The following is a 21,625-nucleotide window of genomic DNA, read 5'->3' as shown; positions in this document are numbered from 1 at the left end:
TTTGAAATGACCCTATAGACTAAGATCTCAAAAATCTTTGTTAATTGCCTCTTGCAATTTATAGTAGGCTCTTTTTGCAGCTGTTTCTTCTGCTTTCTTTTTTGATGTTGCTCTGGCTTTACCTACAATAGCATCGTCTAGGTGTAGTTTTACTGCAAAGTGTTTTAGCTTATCATTACCAGTGTCTTCGTAAACTGCAAATTTAAATTGCTTTTTGTTTTTTTGGCACCATTCAATAAATAAGCTTTTATAGCTAATGACTTTTCCTTCGAGTTTCTTAATATCAACATAAGGTTTTATCACGCGTTTATTGATAAACTTTTCACAATAAACATAGCCTCTATCAAGGTATATTGCCCCTACTAATGCTTCAAAAACATTGCCATGGATATTTCCTCCAAATTGCTTTACAGGAATTGTGGTTTTTAAATGTTTTATTAATTCAAGGTCACGGCCTAGCTCATTTAAATGTTCTCTACTTACTACTTTTGAGCGCATTTTTGTCAAATACCCTTCGTTTCCACCAGGAACTTCATTATATAAATGTGCGGCAATTACTGAGCTTAACATAGCATCGCCCAAGAATTCCATACGCTCATAATTTTGAGCATGTCCATCTGCACTTTTTTCGTTTGTAGAACGGTGGGTGAATGCTTCTTCGTAAATGGAAATGTTTTTAGGCTTAAAACCCAGAAGCTTTTTAATGGCTAAAAAAAAATCCCCGTCGGTTACATTTCCGCGGGAATTAAATATGTTTTTAAAAGATGCCATTTAACTGTTTAAGCATCTATTTTCTTGAATAAAACACAAGCATTGTGTCCTCCAAACCCAAAAGTATTACTCATTGCTACATTAACCTCGCGAGGTTGTGCTTTGTTTAATGTAAGATTCAATGAAGGATCAATATTTTCATCAACCGTTGTATGATTAATCGTAGGAGGAACTAAGCTATGTTGCATAGAAAGGATTGAAGCAATCGCTTCAATCGCTCCAGCGGCACCAAGTAAGTGACCTGTCATTGATTTTGTAGAGTTGATATTGATATCATTTGCATGTTTACCAAAAATTTTACTAATGGCTTTAAGCTCTGCAACATCACCAAGGGGTGTTGATGTACCGTGTGTATTAATTGCATCTACTTCACTAGGATCCATCCCAGCATCATTCAAACAATTAATCATTACACGCTCTACACCTATTCCATCAGGATGTGGAGCCGTCATATGATAAGCATCACTTGACATACCGCCACCTACAACCTCAGCATAGATTTTTGCACCACGTGCTTTTGCGTGCTCATACTCTTCGAGTATCAATGCTCCAGCACCTTCACCTAATACAAATCCATCTCTAGTTGCGTCAAAAGGTCTTGATGCAGTCTCAGGAGACTCGTTACGTGTTGAAAGGGCATGCATTGCGTTGAAACCACCCATACCAGCCATGGTTACTGCAGCTTCACTACCTCCTGTTACAATAATATCACAAGTTCCTAAACGTATGTAGTTTAGGGCATCAATCATTGCATTTGCAGAAGAAGCACAGGCAGAAACCGTGGTATAGTTAGGTCCCATAAACCCGTGTTTGATAGAGATATTACCCGGAGCAATATCTGCAATCATTTTAGGAATAAAGAAGGGGTTGAAACGTGGTGTTCCATCCCCTTCGCTAAAATTTATTACCTCATTTTGAAAAGTTTCAAGACCTCCAATACCAGCTCCCCAAATAACACCTACTCTAAATTTATCAACAGTATCTAAATCGATACCTGCATCTAAAATTGCTTCATCACTTGAAACAAGGGCGTATTGAGCAAAGCGGTCTAATTTTCTAGCCTCTTTTCGATCAAAATGTTGTAATGGATCAAAATTTTTGATCTCGCAAGCGAATTTAGTTTTGAACTTTTCAGCATCAAAATAAGTGATAGGAGCGCAACCGCTCTTTCCATTTTTAAGACCATCCCAGTATTCTGCAATGTTATTACCAATGGGCGTAAGGGCACCTAAACCTGTAACTACTACTCGCTTTAATTCCATAGAAAGAGTCTTATTTGTTCTCCTCGATATATGAAACTGCTTGACCTACTGTTGCTATATTCTCAGCTTGATCGTCTGGTATTTGAATATCAAATTCTTTTTCAAATTCCATAATAAGCTCTACCGTATCTAGTGAGTCTGCGCCTAAGTCGTTTGTGAAGCTTGCTTCGTTTACAACTTCATTTTCGTCTACACCTAATTTATCTACGATGATAGCTTTTACTCTTGATGCAATGTCTGACATAATTGTTTTGTTTTAAATTTTAATTAACGGCAAAAATAAAATATTTTAATTGAATACACGCTTTAATACTCAAAATGTGAAACCAAATTAAACATTTTTAGGCGAAGTGAAACCCGATTGCCTTACTTTTGTGATTTATTATTAACGACACTTCGATTTGAATGCCCCAAGAAACGTAGAAATGAAGAAGATTGTAATTTTTGCTTCAGGTAATGGTACCAATGCTGAAAACGTAATAAAATACTTCGAGCAATCTAACATCGCTCAGGTTGTTCATGTGCTCTCAAACAAGAAAGATGCCAAAGTATTAAAACGTGCCCAAGCCTTTAAAATAGAAGCCTCATCCTTTAGCAAAGCCGAAATATTAAACCCTGAAAAGGTTTTAAATACCTTAAAATTAATTCAGCCAGATTTAATAGTACTTGCGGGTTTTCTGCTGAAATTCCCAGAAATCATCCTCAGCACATTTCCGAAGAAAGTCATAAACATCCACCCAGCATTGTTGCCAAAATATGGTGGAAAAGGCATGTATGGTAATTATGTACACGAAGCTGTAATAGCCGCTGGCGAAAAAGAAACAGGTATTACCATTCATTACGTTAATGAACACTATGATGAAGGCGCAATTATTGCGCAATACAAAACCCAAGTTTTAAAAACTGATACTGCTGTTGATGTTGCTAAAAAAATACATGTGCTAGAATATGAGTGGTTACCTAAGGTCATAGAAAAAATATTAATTAATACTGCGGGAAGCGATAACCAACTTCAACTTGTCTCCGACGAGTGAGACACGAGTGAGAGGAAGACATATGGCAAAAAATAAAAAGAAATATTATGTTGTTTGGTTTGGTAATCCTGCTGGCATTTATGACAATTGGAAAAAATGTCAAGCCGCTATTAAAGGTATAAGTGGCGCACAGTTTATGAGTTTTGGCAGCTTAAAAGAAGCAAAGATTGCTTATAGCAAAGACTTTAAAGACTACAAAGGAAAAGCGACTTCAAAGAAAAAGAAAACACTCACTGCGGCGCTAAAGGCAGCTTACGGAGAACCTAACTTATATTCTATCGCAGTTGATGCTGCCTCAAGTGGCAACCCCGGTATTATGGAATATAGAGGTGTAGTAACACAAACTCAAAAACAATTATTCCACCAAGGCCCTTTTAAAAAAGGAACTAACAACGTGGGCGAATTTTTAGCTCTCGTTCATGGATTAGCATTTTTAAAGCAACAAAAGAGTGACCGCATTCTCTACACAGATTCGCGCATTGCAATGGGATGGATAAAAAAGAAAAAGTGCAACACCAAATTAGCTTGGGGACCTAAAAATAAAGACCTTTTAGATTTGGTTAAACGTGCCGAAAAATGGCTCAAAGAAAACAGCTACACCACAAAAGTGGTAAAATGGGAAACAAAAGCATGGGGTGAAATCCCAGCAGATTTTGGGAGGAAGTGATGTTATTTTAATATTTATATTTATTCAAAAAAGAATTTTAATTTAGTTTTCTCAACACTTAATAGAGTTATACAACTTAATTTAACAACATGAATAACAAAGTAATATCTATACTTATCATATTTTTGATAGCACCACTTTTATACATGTGCACTCAAAATGACGATGATTGTAACTGCTCACCTATAGAAGGAAGTTTTTTTGATATTAAAGGATTAGACCTCATTAATACGAAGACAAATCCTGATAACTCAAACTCTATTATAAGTGAAAATGATGTCGTTATGTTTAATGAGTACGATGGAATGTTTTTAAATTTTGATGTCACGTACTTAAGCAATCATATTCATCAAAGCAACCCTTTTATTTCAAGTGCCTATGCTTGTTCTTGTTTATGGAGTGGGCATGCTGGTTCAAAGACAGAAATGTTTGAAAGCATTGATGTTGTCACACTAAATGATTTCGACGAATCACATTTAGCAAATCAATCCATAAATGATTTATTAAAGGCTTCTTATTATGCGTCGGACGAGGGTTTATTTATTGAAGAATTTATTGAAAACGATACTTTGAATGTTCAGGGTCAATCTTTGAAACTCTCTTTAATTAGGAAACCTGTAATAGACTCTAATTTTAAAGTAAAGGTCACTATCAAACTCTCTAATGGTGAGATATATGAGCAACTTAATAAGCCATTTATATTACAATAAAACGCTAAAACAACCTGTATATAATTATGATTTCTAATAAATTATGAACCGCGAGATTTGTATTTATAATACCCAACAAAAATCCTATCTTTGCACTTCATTTTTAAACATTTATTTTGAGCAAACTAGTTATAGTAGGAACGGTCGCATTTGACGCTATTGAAACACCATTTGGTAAAACTGATAAAATTCTTGGTGGTGCTGCTACTTATATTGGGCTGTCCGCCTCACAATTTGATGCCGACGGCGCTATTGTATCTGTCGTTGGTGGTGATTTTCCACAGAGTGATATAGATATGCTGGTTTCAAAAGGCATGAATGTGGAGGGTTTAGAGATTGTAAAAGATGGAAAAACTTTTTTCTGGAGTGGTAAGTATCATAATGACATGAATACTAGAGATACACTTGCTACGGAACTAAATGTTCTAGAAACATTTAATCCTGTTGTTCCAGAATCATACAAAGATGCAGAAGTAGTAATGTTAGGTAACCTACACCCAATGGTACAGATGGGCGTAATCAACCAGATGAAAAACCCAAAAATGGTAGTGCTAGACACTATGAATTTCTGGATGGACATCGCACTTGACGACTTGAAAAAAGTAATTGCAAAAGTTGATGTAATTACAATTAATGATGAAGAAGCAAGACAACTATCAGGCGAATACTCACTTGTGAATGCTTCTAAAAAAATAATGGAAATGGGGCCACAATATGTGGTGATTAAAAAAGGAGAGCACGGTGCTTTAATTTTTCATAAAGAAGAAATGTTCTTTGCGCCAGCCCTTCCACTTGCTGAGGTATTTGACCCAACAGGAGCAGGTGATACATTTGCCGGTGGATTTACAGGCTATTTAGCAAAAACTGGAGATTATAGTTTTGAAAATATGAAACGAGCAATAATTTACGGCTCTTGCTTGGCTAGTTTTTGTGTGGAGAAATTTGGTACAGAGCGCATGGAAAATCTCAGCAAAAAAGAAGTTGAGGAACGCTTAGAAAAATTTCAGCGTTTAACACAATTTGAATTAAATACATAATTAATTACGTCCTGAAATTTTCAGGGCGTTTTTTAATTTATACAATTATTAATAAAGTTTCCGCCTCCGCGGAAAATAATAGTTACCCGTCTTCACGGGCATTAAAAATGAGCGACGCTTTAAAACATGAATGTGGTATTGCCTTAGTACGATTGTTAAAACCTCTTGAATACTATAAAGAGAAATACGGTACGGCTTTTTACGGAGTGAATAAAATGTACTTGATGATGGAAAAACAGCATAACCGTGGACAAGATGGTGCTGGTTTTGCAAGTATAAAGCTAGACGTTGCTCCTGGCGAACGTTATATAAGTAGAGTACGATCAAACAAATCGCAGCCTATACAAGATATTTTTGCACAAATTAATGAGCGTATTAATAATGAATTTGAGGTAGCACCAGCATTAAAAGATGATGTTGCAGCACAAAAAAGACAAATTCCTTACATAGGTGAGTTAATGTTAGGTCATGTGCGTTATGGAACATTTGGCGGTAATAGTGTAGAAACAGTACACCCGTTTTTACGAACTAACAACTGGATGCACCGTAATTTGATTATCGCAGGTAACTTTAATATGACAAATACCACTGAGCTTTTTGACAACCTCATAAAGCTTGGGATGCACCCAAAAGAAAAGGCTGATACCATTACCGTAATGGAAAAAATAGGGCATTTTCTTGATCAAGGAGTTGCAAAATTGTATAAGCAAGCAAAGAAAAAAGGACTTAATAAACAAGAGTCATCTCCATATATAGCAGAACATTTAAACCTTACCAAAATATTAAAGAAAAGTGCTAAAGACTGGGATGGTGGCTATGCCATGGCAGGTCTTTTAGGGCACGGTGACGCATTTGTATTACGCGACCCAGCAGGTATTCGTCCAGCGTATTATTATAAAGATGATGAAGTGGTAGTCGTAGCAAGTGAACGCCCAGTTATTCAAACAGTATTCAATGTGAAATTTGATGATGTTAAAGAAATAGACCCAGGAACAGCATTAATAATTAAAAAAGATGGAAGTTTAAATTCTTCGGAAATTTTAAAACCATTAGAAAGAAAGTCATGTTCATTTGAACGCATCTATTTCTCTCGTGGTAGTGATGCCGAAATTTATCAAGAACGTAAAGAGCTAGGTAGATTAATTATGCCAAAGGTTTTAAAAGCCATTGAGCATGATACTATAAATAGTGTATTCTCATTTATACCTAACACAGCCGAAACCTCTTTCTACGGAATGCTTGATGCAGCGCAAAATGAGCTTAACAAACAAAAAAACGAAGCCATTTTAAAAGAAGCTGGGAATCTAACTGAAGAGCGATTAGCAGAGATTCAAGCACATAAAATTAGAACGGAAAAAATTGCCATTAAAGACGCAAAGCTACGTACTTTTATTACAGATGATAGCAGTAGGGATGATTTAGTGGCTCACGTCTATGATGTAACATATGGTGTTGTTAAACCCACAGATAGTTTAGTTATTATTGATGATAGTATTGTAAGAGGAACAACGTTAAAGAAAAGTATTCTTAGAATGTTAGACCGTTTAAACCCTAAGCAAATTGTAGTAGTATCATCAGCGCCACAAATACGCTATCCAGATTGTTACGGTATTGACATGGCTCGCTTAGAAGCTTTAGTAGCTTTCAACGCAGCTATAGAATTACACAAAGACAGAGGAACCCAAGGTATTATTGAAGAGATTTATCACAAGTGCAAAAAACAACTGGAATTAAAAGACACTGAGGTGATTAATCACGTTAAGGAATTATACGCTCCATTTACAGATGAAGAAATTTCAGACAAAATTGCAGAAATCATTAAAGACCCTTCTTTATCGACTGATGTAAAACTTATATTTCAATCTGTTGATGACTTGCATAAAGCATGTCCTGATAACTTAGGAGATTGGTATTTTACTGGAAATTACCCAACACCAGGTGGAAACAGAGTTGTAAATAGAGCATATGTACATTTCTATGAAGGAAACCCAGATAGAGCTTATTAAAAAACATAAAAACTAGCTTTTATTAGTTATTTAACGAACTAAATGGCAATTCGTCCAATAGTAGGAAAAATCTTATTTTTTAATAAACAAAATATTCTATATTTGGATTATACCATAGCATAAGTAGGTTAAGTTTATGGTAGATTTGGGGCAAAAAAGGTGAACTTATAAGTTTACCTTTTTTCATTTAACAACTTCTCTTTAAAAAATTGAAAAGCACGTTTAAATTTTATAACCAATTGTAAACCATGCTGTTTGTCGATTAAAAAGACCAACAATTCCCTTTTAACGAATTTACAGGCATTACATCTAAAACCTCTAATTAAAAAAACATTATAACCTATATTTACTTCATACCATAGCATAAGTAGGTTAAGTTCATGGTAGATTTGGGGCAAAAAAAGATGGATCTTTCCATCTTTTTTTATGCCCTAAATTGAACGGGGTGCGGAATAAAATGGAGCGTACAACCCCGCTTTTATCTTTCCATTTTTTTCTGTCTCAAATTTAAATAGAGCGGAAGCTTAACGAAGTGTTTTGTTCTATCTAAACAATCAGTTAATTTTATAACTGTGATTTAAGACTAAAAAAACCCTCTCAAAAAATAAGTTTTTAAGAGGGGTTATTTATTTAATATTTCCGAAGAAAGTATTACGCTTTTGCAAAACGAGACGCTACTTCTTTCCAGTTAATTACATTAAAGAATGCACTTACGTAATCTGGCCTTCTGTTTTGGTAGTTTAAGTAGTATGCGTGTTCCCAAACATCTAAACCTAAAATAGGAGTTCCTCCACAACCTACGCCTGGCATTAGAGGGTTATCTTGATTAGGGCATCCACAAATGTCTAAGGAACCATCTTCTTTCTTGCATAAAAATGCCCATCCAGAACCAAACTGTCCCTTAGCTGCATTTGAAAACTTTTCTTTAAAAGCATCAAAACTTCCAAATGATTTTGTGATAGCATCTGCAAGGTCACCCTCTGGTTTCCCTCCACCATCTGGTGACATCACTTCCCAGAAAAGTGAGTGATTATAAAAACCTCCACCGTTGTTACGAACGGCTTTATCATCCATATCAAGGTTTTTTAAAATATTTTCAATTGTTTTTCCTTCATTGTCAGTCCCCTTAATTGCATCATTAAGTTTATTAGTATATCCTTGATGGTGTTTACCATGATGGATTTCCATTGTTTTTGCGTCTATATGTGGTTCGAGTGCGTCCTTTGCATACGGTAATTTTGGTAATTCAAAAGCCATAATATCTATAATTTTAATTGTTAGTACTTGTTTTATAATCCCAAATTTACACAATACTATACATTTAAAGTGTTAGAGAATTTATAAGATTTTTATACCCTTATAGATTCAAGTAATACTTATCTCATCTAAATAGTTTTTATTAATTTTATACAAACTCTTTTTGTCTTGCAAAACAACGCTCCTTTTATAATTTATGATGCTGCTGCTGGTAGCGGAAAAACATTTACACTCGTAAAAGAATATCTTACTTTATTGTTAAAAAGTAATAAGCCACATTACTATCAGCAACTGTTGGCGCTTACATTTACAAATAAAGCGGTTGCAGAAATGAAACAGCGCATTATTGAAAATCTTGAGGAGCTTGCTAAAAAATCATCCCTTACTAAAGTACCAGATATGCTCCTTGCCATCGCTCAAGAAACTGGCATTGACATAAAAGTATTACACGAGCAAGCAAAAAAAGCGCTTAAGCATATTTTACACAATTATGCTGCGTTTACTGTTGAAACAATTGATAGTTTTAATCATCGTATCATTCGCACCTTTGCCCGCGATTTAAAATTACCCACTAATTTTGAAGTTGTTTTAGATACCGAAGCACTATTAACCGAAGCCGTTGATAGATTAATTAGTAAGACTGGAATTGATGAAGCAATTACTAAAGTACTCATTGATTACACTCTTGAAAAAGCAGATGATGATAAATCGTGGGATATTTCAAAAGATATTTTTAAAGCGTCAAAATTACTTAACAATGAGAATGATGAACCGCATATTGCAAAACTGAAAGACAAAAATTTAAAGGACTTCGGAAATTTTAAAACAACCCTACAAAAGGCACGATTAAAAACCGAAAATGAAATTACAAATAAGGCCAATGCGTTGCTCGAAATGCTGCACGGTTATGGTATTGATCAATCCCATTTTAGCGGAGGTTATTTTTACAAGCATTTTGATAAACTAGCAACTGGTGATTTTAATGTCAGCTTTGGGACAAAATGGCAAGATAATATTGTTGACAAACCATTATACGCCATTTCAAAGTCAAAAAACTTTCCCGAAATTGCTGCCACACTAGATTCCATTGCACCACAATTAAACGATGCTTTTTTAGAAACTAAAGATCTTGTTTTTAGATTAAGTCTTATTCAAAATATATTAAAAAACCTAACGCCACTTTCAGTAATCAACCTTGTGAATAATGAGGTAAATGCAATTAAAGAAGAACAAAGTTTAGTACCTATTTCGCAGTTTAATAGATTAATTAGAGAAGAAATTAAAGGTCAACCTGCTCCATTTATCTATGAAAGACTGGGAGAAAAATACCAGCACTTTTTTATTGACGAGTTTCAAGACACGAGTGTAATGCAGTGGGAAAATATGATTCCGTTAATTGATAATAGTTTATCACAAGCAGTTGAAAAAAATGATGGCTCTTTATTATTAGTAGGCGATGTTAAACAGTCAATCTATCGTTGGCGTGGCGGAAATCCCGAACAGTTTTTAAATATGATTCAAGGCGCGACTTCATTTTCTGGCGCAATACCGCACGTTGAAAATTTACCTCGTAATTGGCGTAGTAGAAAAAACATTATAGAATTTAATAACGATTTCTTCACCTTTGCCTCCCAGTATCTTAGCAATGAGTCACATGCCAGTTTATATGTCACAGGAAATCAACAAGAAACTAATAAGAATGGAAATGGATATGTGCAGCTTAGTTTCGTGTCAAAAGGGAACAAAGAAGAAAAGGATATTGACTATGGAGAGAAAACTTTAGAGACAATTAATAAATTACAAGAAAATGGTTATGATTTAAAGGACATCTGTGTGCTAACTCGCTCTAAAAAAGATGGAATAGCATTAAGTTCCTTTTTAATGGAATCTGGTATTGATGTAATATCTTCCGAAACTTTACTCCTACAACATTCACCATTAGTTAAATGTGTTTTTAATGTACTAACCTTAAGTCAAAACTCACAAAACATTGAGTCTGGATTGATGGTGTTAGATTTTTTACATGAACATTTAAACATTCAAGAAGAAAAGCATACATTTTTCACCTCGTACACAAACGCGGCAAGTTCTTTTTCTGAAATTTTAAACAACCATGGTATTACTTTTAATTTAGAATTTTTAAATGAAGTATCTCTCTATGAAGCTGCCGAATATATTGTAAGTGCTTTAAATCTTACTGAAAAAGCAGATGCCTACTTATATGGCTTTATGGATGTAATATTTGAATACACACAACAACCTCTTGCAGATACATCTGGCTTTATGGATCTCTGGGAAAATAAAAAAGAGAAAGCAGCTATTTCCATCGGGGATGATACAAACGGAGTGCAATTTATGACCGTTCATAAATCTAAAGGACTTGAATTTCCTATTGTAATTTTCCCATATGCAGATGTCAATTTATATTATGAACGTGAGGCTAAAACTTGGTTGCCTATCCCTAATGGATTAGAAACTGAATTTGATGAAGCTTTTATTAATTTTAATGCAGATGTAGCAAATTATAGTGAAGCTGGTCAAATAATCTACAATGATAGGCGATCTACATTAGAATTAGATAATTATAATATTCTATATGTTACCCTTACAAGAGCAGTTGAGCAGTTATATATTTTTACTGAAGAAGTTTCTAGTATGAAAGATGGAGTAAAAACTTTTAATCATCTTTTTAAAGAGTTTTTATTATCTAAAGGGATGTTTGATGAAAGCAAATCATTGTATGAATTTGGCACATTTCAGAAAAAAGAAATAGCCAAAAAGCAAAGCACAGATGTCATTGCAAAGTCACCTGCTTATATATCTAGTCTTCCAGCAGAGCACAATTTGCACATTATTACATCACAAGCAACTTTGTGGAATGAAGCTTTAAGCAAAGCTATTTTACAAGGTAATTTATTCCATGACACAATGGAGTTAATAAAACATAAAGGTGATGAAATTGATGTTTTTGAAATCATGGAAAGTAGGAAAACTGTCGCTCCAGAAATTTTAGAACTATTAAAGAAAACGGTTAATGAGGTCATGAGTCATCCAGATTTAAAACATCTTTTTAATAATAATGCCATTGTAGAAAATGAACGAGATATAATTACTAAAGATGGTTTTCTTTTACGCCCAGATAGATTAAATTTTAATCATTCGAAAAAAGAGGTTTCTATTATTGATTACAAAACAGGTATTCCAGATTATGCGCACGAGGACCAGATTAATGGTTATGCAATAGCGCTAATTGATATGGGGTTTAAAATTTCAGAAAAAATATTGGTCTATACTAATGATGCCATTATAGTAAATAAGGTATAAATTTGGACTTTAATTTAAATTAAAATACGACTCAAAAAACTTAGAATATGTACGGAAAAATTCAAGAGCATTTACAGCAGGAAATTCAAGATATTAAAGATAATGGCCTTTTTAAAAAAGAACGTATAATCACTTCTCCACAAGGAGCAGAAATTACAATTAGCACGGGCGAAACTGTAATAAATTTTTGTGCAAATAATTATTTAGGACTTTCCTCTCATCCAGATGTAATCCAAGCAGCGAAAGATGCAATGGACACGCATGGCTTTGGTATGTCTTCTGTACGTTTTATATGTGGCACTCAAGATATTCATAAAGAGTTAGAGGCAAAAATCGCCTCATATTATCAAACAGAGGATACCATTTTATATGCTGCAGCTTTTGATGCAAATGGTGGGGTGTTTGAACCTCTATTAGGTAAAGAAGATGCTATTATTAGTGATTCATTAAATCATGCTTCAATTATTGATGGTGTGCGTTTATGTAAAGCTGCTCGCTATCGTTATGCTAACAATAATATGGAGGAGCTAGAGGAGCAACTTATTGCAGCCAATAAAAATGGATCTCGTTTTAAAATTATTGTTACTGATGGTGTTTTCTCTATGGACGGTATTGTTGCATCTCTTGATAAAATTTGTGATTTAGCTGATAAATATGATGCATTAGTTATGATTGATGAATGTCATGCAACTGGTTTTATAGGTGAAACTGGAAGAGGAACTTTAGAAGAAAAGGGAGTGATGGGGCGTATTGATATTATTACCGGGACTCTTGGGAAAGCAATGGGAGGTGCCATGGGAGGCTACACAACAGGCAAAAAAGAAATCATTGAATTACTCCGCCAGCGCTCAAGACCATACTTATTTTCAAATTCGTTGGCTCCAGCAATTGTTGGGGCGTCAATTAAAGTTTTTGATATGCTTGCTACAGACACTACCTTAAGAGACCAACTTGAAGAAAATACAAATTATTTTAAAAAGGGTATGGAGGAAGCAGGTTTTGACATTGTCAAAGGAGATTCTGCAATAGTTCCTGTAATGCTTTATGACGCTAAACTCGCTCAAAAAATGGCAAATATGCTGCTTGAAGAACATATTTATGTAATTGGTTTCTTTTATCCAGTTGTACCAAAAGACAAGGCAAGAATTAGAGTACAACTCTCTGCTGCACATACAAAAGAGCACTTAGATAAGGCAATTAATGCTTTTATTAAAGTAGGCAAAAAACTTGATGTTATATAACATACATTACCAACAATAATGGGTGAAAGACTTTGTATTTATGAAAAATTTAATAGATTTGCTTTTGTTAATAAACTTTAACAACTTACTTTTGCTTCAATTAACACTTAAAAATTAAACAATCGAATATGAAACATCTTAACAGTATTTTAGTTGCTGCACTAGTTTTGCTAGTAGTTGGCGTAGCAAATGCTCAAGACGAGAACAACCCTTGGGCAATCGAGGTAGGTACTAACGCAGTAGATTTATTTCCAGTTGGTCATGCTGACGGACAGGATGCAAGTAATGACCGTCAAGGCGAGCTTTTTGAAGAATTTTTTAATGTAAATGATCATTGGAATATTCTTCCTTCTGTATCAAAATTATCTGTAGGTAGATATATTGGTAGTGGTTTTTCTTTAACTGCAGCTGGTACAATCAACAGATTAGATAAAGCTGGAGATTTAACCTTAGACGATTTAACTTACTACGGTTTAGATGGTGAAATTAAATATAGCCTTAGAGACTTAATCAACGGACCTGGTGGATGGTTTGACCCTTCTATTGGTGTTGGTGGTGGTTACACTTGGGTTGATGATATAGGATTTGGTACCGCTAACGGTATTGCTGGTGTTAAGTTTTGGATTGGTGAAAACCTTGCTTTAAACTTCCAGACTGCTTATAAGCATGCTTTTGAAGATGATTATGGAATTAAGCATTTCCAACATTCAGTTGGTGTTTTATTCAAATTTGGTGGAAAAGATACTGATGGTGATGGAATCTATGATGTTGATGATGAATGTCCAGAAACTCCAGGTTTAGAAGAATTTAATGGATGTCCTGATACTGATGGTGATGGAATCGAAGACAGACAAGATGCTTGTCCTAATACTCCAGGTTTAGCTGAGTTTAATGGATGTCCTGATACTGATGGTGATGGAATTGCTGATCCTCAAGATGCTTGTCCTACAGTTGCAGGTCCTGCTTCAATGAATGGTTGTCCTGATGCTGACGGTGATGGAATTACTGATGCAGATGATGCTTGTCCTAATGAAGCTGGCCCAAGAGCTAACAAAGGATGCCCATGGCCTGATACTGATGGTGATGGTGTACTAGATAAAGATGATGACTGTCCTACAGTTGTTGGTACTGTTGCTAACAAAGGATGTCCTGAAGTTGTAGAGCCAGAAGTAACTGTTGAAATCATTAAGCAATTAAATGATTATTCTAAAACTATTCTTTTTGACTTAGGAAAGTCTACTATTCGTCAAGAATCTTATGCTGTTCTTCAAAACATTAAAGATATAATGGAAGAGTATCCAAGTGCTAATTTTGTAATTGAAGGTCATACAGACAGTCAAGGTAGTGATTCATTAAATGAAAGACTTTCTAATGCAAGAGCTGCATCTGTAAGAACTTACCTTACAACTTTAGGAATGAGTGGAGCTAGATTGACTTCTATAGGATATGGAGAGTCAAGACCTATCGCTACTAACAAGACTAAAGCTGGTAGACAACAAAACAGACGTGTAAATATTTCTTTGAAAAAATAAGAACACCTCTTAATATTTATTAGAAACGCCTCCTTTTTTAAGGGGGCGTTTCTTATTTTTAGGGTATGCAAAGCTTTCTTGAAGACTCTCTAAAATATTTACAATCAAAACATGGTTCGATAGAGAACCTAACCATTATAATGCCTAGTAAAAGGTCTGGTGGTTTCCTTTTAAATTATATTAAAAAACATAGTAAAAAAACAGTATTTGCTCCTCGAATAATAAGTATTGAAACATTTATTGAATATTTATCAGGAATTAATATTATTGATACTACGACATTGCTTTTCAAAAGTTATCAAGTATATCTTACTCTAGATACTATTAAAGAAAAAGAAAGCTTTGATTCGTATAGTAATTGGGCCAGTACATTACTGGGAGATTTTAATGAAATAGATAGGTATCTTATTGAACAAAAGCCGTTTTTTAATTACCTAAGCGATATTCAAGATATTAATCATTGGTATCTAAAAGAAGATAAAACTCCTTTAATAGAAAAATACCTTGCATTTTGGTCAAGCCTAGATGATTTTTATACAAAACTAACAACTCAATTATTAAAAGAAAAAACAGCATATCAAGGATTAGTATATCGAAAAGCTTCTGAAAATTGTGAAGAGTACTTAAATACTAATCTTGAAAAAAAACATGTTTTTCTGGGCTTTAACGCTTTAAATTCTGCCGAACAAAACATTGTTCAAACTCTAATTAAAAATAGCAAGAATGAAATAATCTGGGATACAGACAATTATTTTTTTGAAGATTATGGGCACAGTGCTTCTTTGTTTTTAAGGAGTTATAAAAAAAAATGGGATTATTATCAAAATAAAACTTTTTCATTCATAAATGACTATTATACAAAAGAGAAAAAAATTGACATAATATCCACACAAAAAAATATTGGTCAAGTAAAATATATAGGAAAATTACTTTCAACATTTTCTTTACAAGAATTAGAAAAAACAGCTATTATATTAGCAGATGAGCAATTATTACTTCCTCTTTTACATTCACTGCCAGCTAATGTTCAAGATGTAAATATTACCATGGGGGTTCCGGTAAAAAACTTACCTTTTGCAATATTTTTTGAATTATTACTTCAAATTAAAATAACAGAAACTTCGGTATACTATTATAAAGATGTAGCATCATTGCTAAACCACCCCTTTTTACATAAAATAATACCTACAGCAACAAAATATATTTCGGAGGTAAAAATGTCAAATGCCACGCACATTTCCGTAGAAGACATTTTAAAGGGTATAGGTGAATCAACTTCAGTTAGTATTGTTAATGCTATTTTTAAGCCATGGAAAACAACACAAGAAGCTATAACTAATTGTTTATTACTAATAGATAATATTAAAGAATTTAAACATACAAAATTAGATTCGCTTGCCTTATTTGAATTACATGCAATCTTTTCAAAAATTGAAGTATTAAACAATGAATATCCTTATTTAAAAACAATAAAAACTATCCAACAGTTTTATAACGAACTCATAACCACAACTACAATAGACTATCAAGGAGATGCATACAACGGGCTCCAGATTATGGGAGTACTAGAAAGTCGCGTCCTTGATTTTGAAAATATAATTATAACTTCTGTAAATGAGGGCATTCTTCCTTCTGGAAAATCTAATGCTTCCTTTATAACATATGACCTAAAATCTCATTACGGCCTGCCTAAATACACTGAGAAAGATGCTATTTATACATATCATTTTACGCATATGCTACAAAGAGCTAAAAATATAACCTTACTCTATAATACTCACAGTGAAGGGATGAATGCTGGCGAAAAAAGTAGGTTTATCACACAGTTAGAAATCGATAATCTGCCCAATCATACCATCAATCATTACAATGTTGCCCCAAAAATAACGATAGGAAAAAAACAATTAAAATCTGTCAATAAAACACCAGATGTCATAAACAGGCTTAAAGAAATTGCAGCAAAAGGGTTTTCACCATCAGCTTTGACAAATTATATAAGAAACCCAATAGATTTTTATTTTCAGAGCATACTTAAAATTAGAGAAATTGATGAGGTAGAAGAAACAGTCGCCGCAAATACGTTAGGAACAATAATACATGATACTCTCGAAATCCTTTATACACCATTAAAAGGAAGTCTTTTAACTTCGGAAATATTAAAAACATTAAAAAAAGAGATACATCCAGAAGTTACAAAACAGTTCAAAAAAACATTTGAAGGTGGAGATTTCACAAAAGGAAAAAATCTACTCATTTTTGAAGTTGCCAAAAAATATGTGTCAAACTTTATCGATTTTGAGATAAAAGATATCCAAGCTGGAAATGAGATAATGATTATCCAACTCGAAGAAAAACTTAAAGCACCTATAATTGTTCCTGAATTAGATTTTCCTATCTACATAGGCGGTAAAGTAGACCGTGTTGACAGTTACAATGGCACCCTTAGAATTATAGATTATAAAACAGGTAAAGTAAATCAAGGAGATATTGAAATTATTAATTGGGAAGACTTAACTGATGATTATAGCTATAGTAAAGCTTTCCAAGTATTAGCCTATGCGCTTATGTACAATCACAAAAAAACAATTACAAATACCGAAGCTGGAATTATATCATTTAAAAATCTAGGGGCGGGATTTTTAAAATTTGGAACTAAAGAAAAATCAAGAGGTCCAAAGAATCAAGTAATTACTCAAGAAATACTCACACTATTTGAAGAACAGTTAGTTAGTTTAATTACTGAAATTTGTAATCCAAACAATCCTTTCATAGAAAAAGAATTATGATTAAACTTAAAAATAGAGTTATAGAATCTCAAAACAAGAGTCCCATAGTTTATGATGTATTTAAACCTAAAGAAGATGGTCAAAAACCTGTAGTTATTTTCTGTCACGGTTATAAGGGTTTTAAAGATTGGGGGGCATGGGACCTAGTCGCTCAAAGTTTTGCAAAAGCAGGCTTTCTATTTATAAAATTTAATTTTTCTCTTAATGGTGGAACAGTGGAGCAACCCATTGATTTTCCAGATTTAGAAGCTTTTGCAAAAAATAATTATTCAATAGAGTTAGATGATTTAAACAGGGTTATAACTCATGTTACTAACGTTTATAAAAACGAAGTTGCGCTAGACAATATAAATATAATTGGACACAGCAGGGGAGGCGGCATTGTCTTAATTAAGGGTGAAGAAGATAGCCGTGTAAATAAGGTAATTACTTGGGCAGGTGTAAGTGATTATAAAAGTAGGTTTATGATAGGTACTCCACAATTTGTAGCATGGAAAAAAACGGGCCGTATGTTTGTAAAAAATGGACGTACAAAACAAGAAATGCCACACGATTGGCAATTTTACAAAAATTTTGATTCAAATGAAGAAAGGTTAACTATTAAGCGCGCTGTCAAAAGCCTCAATAAGCCTTTATTAATAATTCATGGTGACAATGACACATCTGTAAAAATTGAAGAAGGAAAAGCCTTAAAAAAATGGCAACCAAACGCTAAGTTTCAAATTATACAAAACTCAGATCATGTATTTAACACCAAGCATCCATGGGAGGAAAATAAACTCTCTTTACAATTAGAAACTGTCGTGAACAAAACCATAGATTTCATTAAAATATAAATATAACTCGTCTCTACTTAGTACAATTTGCTAAGTTCGATAGTGCGCTAAATTCGCAGAATATACGTAATTGGTTATAAATAAGATATTTTTCACAAAAAAAGCTACATCAAATTAATGTAGCTTTTTTTTATAATCAAAATTTTTTAATGTTGAACACTTAAAACTAATAAAGGCTTAGACGTGTGGAATTCTTTTTTCAAAACTACGTTTTTCTCCCATAATTTTTTAAAAAACCCTCGCTTGCGCCGCACTACACACAACATATCTGGATTGTTACTTTGAAAATGTTCTAAAACAGCCTGAAAAGTCGTTGCGTTTTCTGAAGTTGTATATGCATTTTGCAACACCTTTAATTTTCCCGAAACATGTTTCATCTCCTCTGTTGAATCTGGAGTAGAAACGTGCAGCACATTGATTTCAGTGCCAAAATTCTTTTTAAACTTTTTAAGTGGTTCTAAAACACTTTTCTTTTTAAACGTACCATTTTTAAATGCTAATAAAATACGTTTAGGTTGTTTAAAGACAGCTCCCTCAGGAACAATAAGTGCAGGGATATTAGTGTTTTTAATAAGCTTACCAGATGTTTTTCCTAAGAAAACCTCTTCACGAATACTATTACTTCGAGGAGACAACACCATTAAATCTACAGATATATGTTTGTTAAAACGACTCACACCTTCAAAAACATTTCCTTTAATAGCATGTGGAATAATTGTTACTCCCTTATCATTAACTTGTGACAGAATCTTACTTAGCTTATCATCTGTGTCTTCTTTCATAATGGCATTCACTTTAGTTAAGCCTCCCACTTTAGAAACTTCTTGAAATACAGATATAACATGTACAAACGCATCAACTTCATGTGCTAAATCAATCGCATATTGCAAATTACTCGCAGCACTTTTACTTGAACCAATAGGAACTAAAATATTTTTCATAAAACAGTATCTTTAAACTATCTGCAAAATTAACCGTTAAATAATGATTAGGAAAGCTAAACCATCAGAAATTGTACAAGTTATGGCAATTACAAGAGCCTGTGCCGTTAAGATGATTGAAAACAAAATATATCAATGGAATGATGAATATCCCAATATAAAGGCGTTTGAAAAAGATGTTTCTAGTGGCGAACTTTATGTACTTACCATTTCTAAGACGATAATAGGGTGCATTACAATTTCAGAAGAAAAAGATATAGAGTATAATGATATCGAGTGGAATACAAAAGATTCAAAACACTATTATATTCATCGAGTGGCAATTCATCCAGATTTTCAACATCAAGGATATGCTAAAAGGTTAATGGATTTTGCTGAAATGTTAGCCATACAAAATAATGTTAGTTCAATAAGACTAGACACCTTTAGTCAAAACCTACGGAATCAAAAATTTTATCTCGCTCGTGGATATTTAAAAACAGGCGAAATTTATTTTCCTCGACAAAGTGAATTCTCTTTTTATTGCTACGAATTAATTATTACATAAAAGCTAAAAATACACCTAAGCTGAAACCCAAAAGTGTAATTTTGCACTTCCTAATGACAGCAACAAACATTTCATTTAAACGCATACAACAACTTGCTATTCCAGCAATCATTGCGGGTATTGCAGAGCCAGTTTTGTCAAGTACAGATGCTGCCGTTGTGGGTAACATGGAGCTTTACGGTACTGAGTCTTTGGCAGCCGTGGGGATTGTGGGAGCGTTTCTTTCTGCGCTTATTTGGATTTTAGGACAAACCCGAAGTGCTATTTCTGCAATAATATCACAAAATTTAGGTGCTGCAGGAAACATTGATGATTTAAAAGATTTCCCTGCGCAAGCAATTTTTTTCAACATTGGGCTTAGTATTATCGTTCTTGTATCTACCTATTTTTTTGTAGATGAAATATTCAAAATTTTAAATGCTGAAGGCTTAATTCTTAGCCTTAGTATTGATTATTATAACATTAGAGTTTGGGGATTTCCTTTAACACTATTCACATTTGCCGTTTTCGGAATTTTTAGAGGGCTTCAAAACACATTTTGGCCCATGATTGTTGCTGCAATTGGGGCTCTTGTAAACATTGGTCTCGATTTTCTTTTAGTGTACGGTTTTGAAGGCTATATTGATGCGATGGGCGTTACCGGTGCGGCATGGGCAAGTTTGATTTCTCAAATTTTGATGGCAATTATTTCTCTTGTATTATTATTAAAAAAAACGAACGTTTCCCTTAGACTTAAATTTCCTCTTCATCCCGAAATTCGTCGTTTAGTTTCTATGAGTCTTAATCTATTTTTACGCTCAGTAGCTTTAAATATTGCCCTCATATTATCAACTAGAGAAGCAACTGCACTAGGTAAAGAATATATTGCTGCACATACCATTGCTTTTAATATTTGGATTTTCACAGCCTTTTTTCTAGATGGCTACGGCGCTGCCGGAAATATATTAGGGGGAAAATTATTAGGCGAAAAAAATTATAGTGCATTATGGCAACTCACAAAAAAAGTAACTTCATATAACATAATTATTGCCAGCGTTTTAATTATACTAGGCTTTGCTTTATATTACCCCTTAGGCAGCATTTACAACAAAGACCCAGAAGTTTTATCCATATTTTATGGCATGTTTTTTTTAGTTTTAATAAGCCTACCTTTTAATGCGATGGCTTTTACATTAGATTCTATCTTCAAAGGTCTTGGTGAAATGGGTTATTTACGCAATGTATTACTAACAGCAACATTTTTAGGGTTTGTTCCAGTCCTTTATATTTTAAAATATTTAGATTGGGGATTACAAGGTATTTGGATAGCTATGATTGTTTGGGTTGCTTGGCGCGCCATTGCATTAATTATTAAATATCGTAATAAATATTATCCACTTGCGACAAACAATCATTAATCAGTATTAATACTAATGAAAGAACTATTTAACTACCTTAATGGCACAGGTGGCCTTTTAATTTTAGGATTTATTGTACTAATTGTGTTTCTCATAAAAAAGGTAAAAAACGAACGGTACTACCGCCAGATGGAAAAGAAAAGGAAAGAAAAAGACGCAAAGCGAAATGAGCAGTTTTTAAAATAATAGTACTTTTAAAAGAAAAAGATAACAATGGAAATATTACAATTTTTAGGTGGCCAAGGATTATTTTTAATATTAGCATTATTAGTAGTTG

18 protein-coding genes are annotated in these 21,625 nt (G+C 33.6%); 13 read left to right on the top strand and 5 right to left on the bottom strand.

What is annotated here, in order from left to right:
- Window positions 1-27: 27 nt before the first annotated feature.
- Genes rnc through GB234_RS02325 form a run of 3 tightly spaced genes read right to left on the bottom strand, consistent with a single transcriptional unit; the run spans window position 28 to window position 2,277 of the window.
- Complete coding sequence (gene rnc, locus GB234_RS02335; RefSeq protein ID WP_151892905.1) at window positions 28-771, bottom strand: ribonuclease III; 744 nt, start codon at window positions 769-771, stop codon at window positions 28-30.
- An 8-nt stretch (window positions 772-779) separates the two neighbouring features.
- Window positions 780-2,033, bottom strand: coding sequence for a beta-ketoacyl-ACP synthase II (fabF, locus tag GB234_RS02330; protein WP_151892904.1), 1,254 nt, complete (start codon window positions 2,031-2,033; stop codon window positions 780-782).
- 10 nt (window positions 2,034-2,043) lie between these two features.
- On the bottom strand, window positions 2,044-2,277 hold the full coding sequence (locus GB234_RS02325; protein ID WP_151672630.1) for an acyl carrier protein: 234 nt from the start codon (window positions 2,275-2,277) through the stop codon (window positions 2,044-2,046).
- A 181-nt stretch (window positions 2,278-2,458) separates the two neighbouring features.
- Here GB234_RS02325 and purN point away from each other — a divergent pair, with 181 nt between their 5' ends.
- The 5 genes from purN (at window position 2,459) to GB234_RS02300 (ending at window position 7,487) form a co-directional block, all read left to right on the top strand.
- Window positions 2,459-3,067, top strand: a complete 609-nt coding sequence (purN, locus tag GB234_RS02320) for a phosphoribosylglycinamide formyltransferase (protein ID WP_151892903.1) — start codon at window positions 2,459-2,461, stop codon at window positions 3,065-3,067.
- 22 nt (window positions 3,068-3,089) lie between these two features.
- Window positions 3,090-3,734, top strand: coding sequence for a ribonuclease H1 domain-containing protein (locus GB234_RS02315; protein ID WP_151892902.1), 645 nt, complete (start codon window positions 3,090-3,092; stop codon window positions 3,732-3,734).
- An 89-nt stretch (window positions 3,735-3,823) separates the two neighbouring features.
- Complete coding sequence (locus tag GB234_RS02310) at window positions 3,824-4,444, top strand: DUF5034 domain-containing protein (RefSeq protein ID WP_151892901.1); 621 nt, start codon at window positions 3,824-3,826, stop codon at window positions 4,442-4,444.
- 116 nt (window positions 4,445-4,560) lie between these two features.
- Complete coding sequence (locus GB234_RS02305) at window positions 4,561-5,481, top strand: PfkB family carbohydrate kinase (RefSeq protein ID WP_151892900.1); 921 nt, start codon at window positions 4,561-4,563, stop codon at window positions 5,479-5,481.
- A 107-nt stretch (window positions 5,482-5,588) separates the two neighbouring features.
- Window positions 5,589-7,487, top strand: coding sequence for an amidophosphoribosyltransferase (locus GB234_RS02300; RefSeq protein ID WP_151892899.1), 1,899 nt, complete (start codon window positions 5,589-5,591; stop codon window positions 7,485-7,487).
- A gap of 651 nt (window positions 7,488-8,138) precedes the next feature.
- On the opposite strand, the gene GB234_RS02295 is transcribed toward GB234_RS02300, so the two are convergent.
- A complete protein-coding gene (locus tag GB234_RS02295) occupies window positions 8,139-8,744 on the bottom strand; it encodes a superoxide dismutase (RefSeq protein WP_151892898.1) in 606 nt (201 codons plus the stop codon).
- Window positions 8,745-8,912: 168 nt separating this feature from the next.
- Between GB234_RS02295 and GB234_RS02290 the strand changes: the two genes are divergently transcribed.
- The 5 genes from GB234_RS02290 (at window position 8,913) to GB234_RS02270 (ending at window position 18,463) form a co-directional block, all read left to right on the top strand.
- Window positions 8,913-12,068 carry a UvrD-helicase domain-containing protein gene (locus GB234_RS02290; RefSeq protein ID WP_151892897.1) on the top strand — a complete coding sequence of 1,052 codons (3,156 nt, stop codon included), beginning with the start codon at window positions 8,913-8,915 and terminating at the stop codon, window positions 12,066-12,068.
- A 47-nt stretch (window positions 12,069-12,115) separates the two neighbouring features.
- Window positions 12,116-13,309: a glycine C-acetyltransferase gene (gene kbl, locus GB234_RS02285; RefSeq protein WP_151892896.1), complete on the top strand. Its 1,194-nt coding sequence runs from the start codon at window positions 12,116-12,118 to the stop codon at window positions 13,307-13,309.
- A 128-nt stretch (window positions 13,310-13,437) separates the two neighbouring features.
- Window positions 13,438-14,841 carry an OmpA family protein gene (locus tag GB234_RS02280; RefSeq protein WP_151892895.1) on the top strand — a complete coding sequence of 468 codons (1,404 nt, stop codon included), beginning with the start codon at window positions 13,438-13,440 and terminating at the stop codon, window positions 14,839-14,841.
- 140 nt (window positions 14,842-14,981) lie between these two features.
- Window positions 14,982-17,627 (top strand): PD-(D/E)XK nuclease family protein, encoded by a 2,646-nt coding sequence (locus GB234_RS02275; protein WP_235906040.1) that lies wholly within the window; start codon window positions 14,982-14,984, stop codon window positions 17,625-17,627.
- A complete protein-coding gene (locus GB234_RS02270; protein WP_151892893.1) occupies window positions 17,624-18,463 on the top strand; it encodes an alpha/beta hydrolase family protein in 840 nt (279 codons plus the stop codon). The genes GB234_RS02275 and GB234_RS02270 overlap by 4 nt, the downstream gene beginning before the upstream one ends.
- Before the next feature lie 146 nt (window positions 18,464-18,609).
- Here GB234_RS02270 and GB234_RS02265 read toward each other — a convergent pair whose 3' ends face one another.
- Entirely contained in the window at window positions 18,610-19,404 is a 795-nt protein-coding gene (locus GB234_RS02265; protein ID WP_151892892.1) for a universal stress protein, read from the bottom strand.
- A 43-nt stretch (window positions 19,405-19,447) separates the two neighbouring features.
- Between GB234_RS02265 and GB234_RS02260 the strand changes: the two genes are divergently transcribed.
- The 3 genes from GB234_RS02260 to GB234_RS15040 are packed head-to-tail and all read left to right on the top strand — an operon-like array spanning window position 19,448 to window position 21,534.
- Entirely contained in the window at window positions 19,448-19,951 is a 504-nt protein-coding gene (locus GB234_RS02260; protein WP_151892891.1) for a GNAT family N-acetyltransferase, read from the top strand.
- A 53-nt stretch (window positions 19,952-20,004) separates the two neighbouring features.
- Window positions 20,005-21,348 (top strand): MATE family efflux transporter, encoded by a 1,344-nt coding sequence (locus GB234_RS02255; RefSeq protein WP_151892890.1) that lies wholly within the window; start codon window positions 20,005-20,007, stop codon window positions 21,346-21,348.
- Window positions 21,349-21,363: 15 nt separating this feature from the next.
- Window positions 21,364-21,534 carry a hypothetical protein gene (locus GB234_RS15040; protein WP_172966831.1) on the top strand — a complete coding sequence of 57 codons (171 nt, stop codon included), beginning with the start codon at window positions 21,364-21,366 and terminating at the stop codon, window positions 21,532-21,534.
- Window positions 21,535-21,625: the final 91 nt, after the last annotated feature.

It is taken from the genome of Patiriisocius marinistellae, from assembly GCF_009014635.1.
Classification (GTDB): domain Bacteria; phylum Bacteroidota; class Bacteroidia; order Flavobacteriales; family Flavobacteriaceae; genus Patiriisocius; species Patiriisocius marinistellae.
Note: the sequence above shows the minus strand (reverse complement) of the source record. Positions and strands in the feature narration are given on the sequence as shown.

What these genes read in the sequence shown, in the direction of transcription:
- rnc (WP_151892905.1), bottom strand. Translation starts at nt 771, where the DNA reads ATGGCATCTTTTAAAAACATATTTAATTCCCGCGGAAATGTAACCGAC.
- fabF (WP_151892904.1), bottom strand. Translation starts at nt 2,033, where the DNA reads ATGGAATTAAAGCGAGTAGTAGTTACAGGTTTAGGTGCCCTTACGCCC.
- GB234_RS02325 (WP_151672630.1), bottom strand. Translation starts at nt 2,277, where the DNA reads ATGTCAGACATTGCATCAAGAGTAAAAGCTATCATCGTAGATAAATTA.
- purN (WP_151892903.1), top strand. Translation starts at nt 2,459, where the DNA reads ATGAAGAAGATTGTAATTTTTGCTTCAGGTAATGGTACCAATGCTGAA.
- GB234_RS02315 (WP_151892902.1), top strand. Translation starts at nt 3,090, where the DNA reads ATGGCAAAAAATAAAAAGAAATATTATGTTGTTTGGTTTGGTAATCCT.
- GB234_RS02310 (WP_151892901.1), top strand. Translation starts at nt 3,824, where the DNA reads ATGAATAACAAAGTAATATCTATACTTATCATATTTTTGATAGCACCA.
- GB234_RS02300 (WP_151892899.1), top strand. Translation starts at nt 5,589, where the DNA reads ATGAGCGACGCTTTAAAACATGAATGTGGTATTGCCTTAGTACGATTG.
- GB234_RS02295 (WP_151892898.1), bottom strand. Translation starts at nt 8,744, where the DNA reads ATGGCTTTTGAATTACCAAAATTACCGTATGCAAAGGACGCACTCGAA.
- kbl (WP_151892896.1), top strand. Translation starts at nt 12,116, where the DNA reads ATGTACGGAAAAATTCAAGAGCATTTACAGCAGGAAATTCAAGATATT.
- GB234_RS02280 (WP_151892895.1), top strand. Translation starts at nt 13,438, where the DNA reads ATGAAACATCTTAACAGTATTTTAGTTGCTGCACTAGTTTTGCTAGTA.
- GB234_RS02275 (WP_235906040.1), top strand. Translation starts at nt 14,982, where the DNA reads ATGCCTAGTAAAAGGTCTGGTGGTTTCCTTTTAAATTATATTAAAAAA.
- GB234_RS02270 (WP_151892893.1), top strand. Translation starts at nt 17,624, where the DNA reads ATGATTAAACTTAAAAATAGAGTTATAGAATCTCAAAACAAGAGTCCC.
- GB234_RS02265 (WP_151892892.1), bottom strand. Translation starts at nt 19,404, where the DNA reads ATGAAAAATATTTTAGTTCCTATTGGTTCAAGTAAAAGTGCTGCGAGT.
- GB234_RS02260 (WP_151892891.1), top strand. Translation starts at nt 19,448, where the DNA reads ATGATTAGGAAAGCTAAACCATCAGAAATTGTACAAGTTATGGCAATT.
- GB234_RS02255 (WP_151892890.1), top strand. Translation starts at nt 20,005, where the DNA reads ATGACAGCAACAAACATTTCATTTAAACGCATACAACAACTTGCTATT.
- GB234_RS15040 (WP_172966831.1), top strand. Translation starts at nt 21,364, where the DNA reads ATGAAAGAACTATTTAACTACCTTAATGGCACAGGTGGCCTTTTAATT.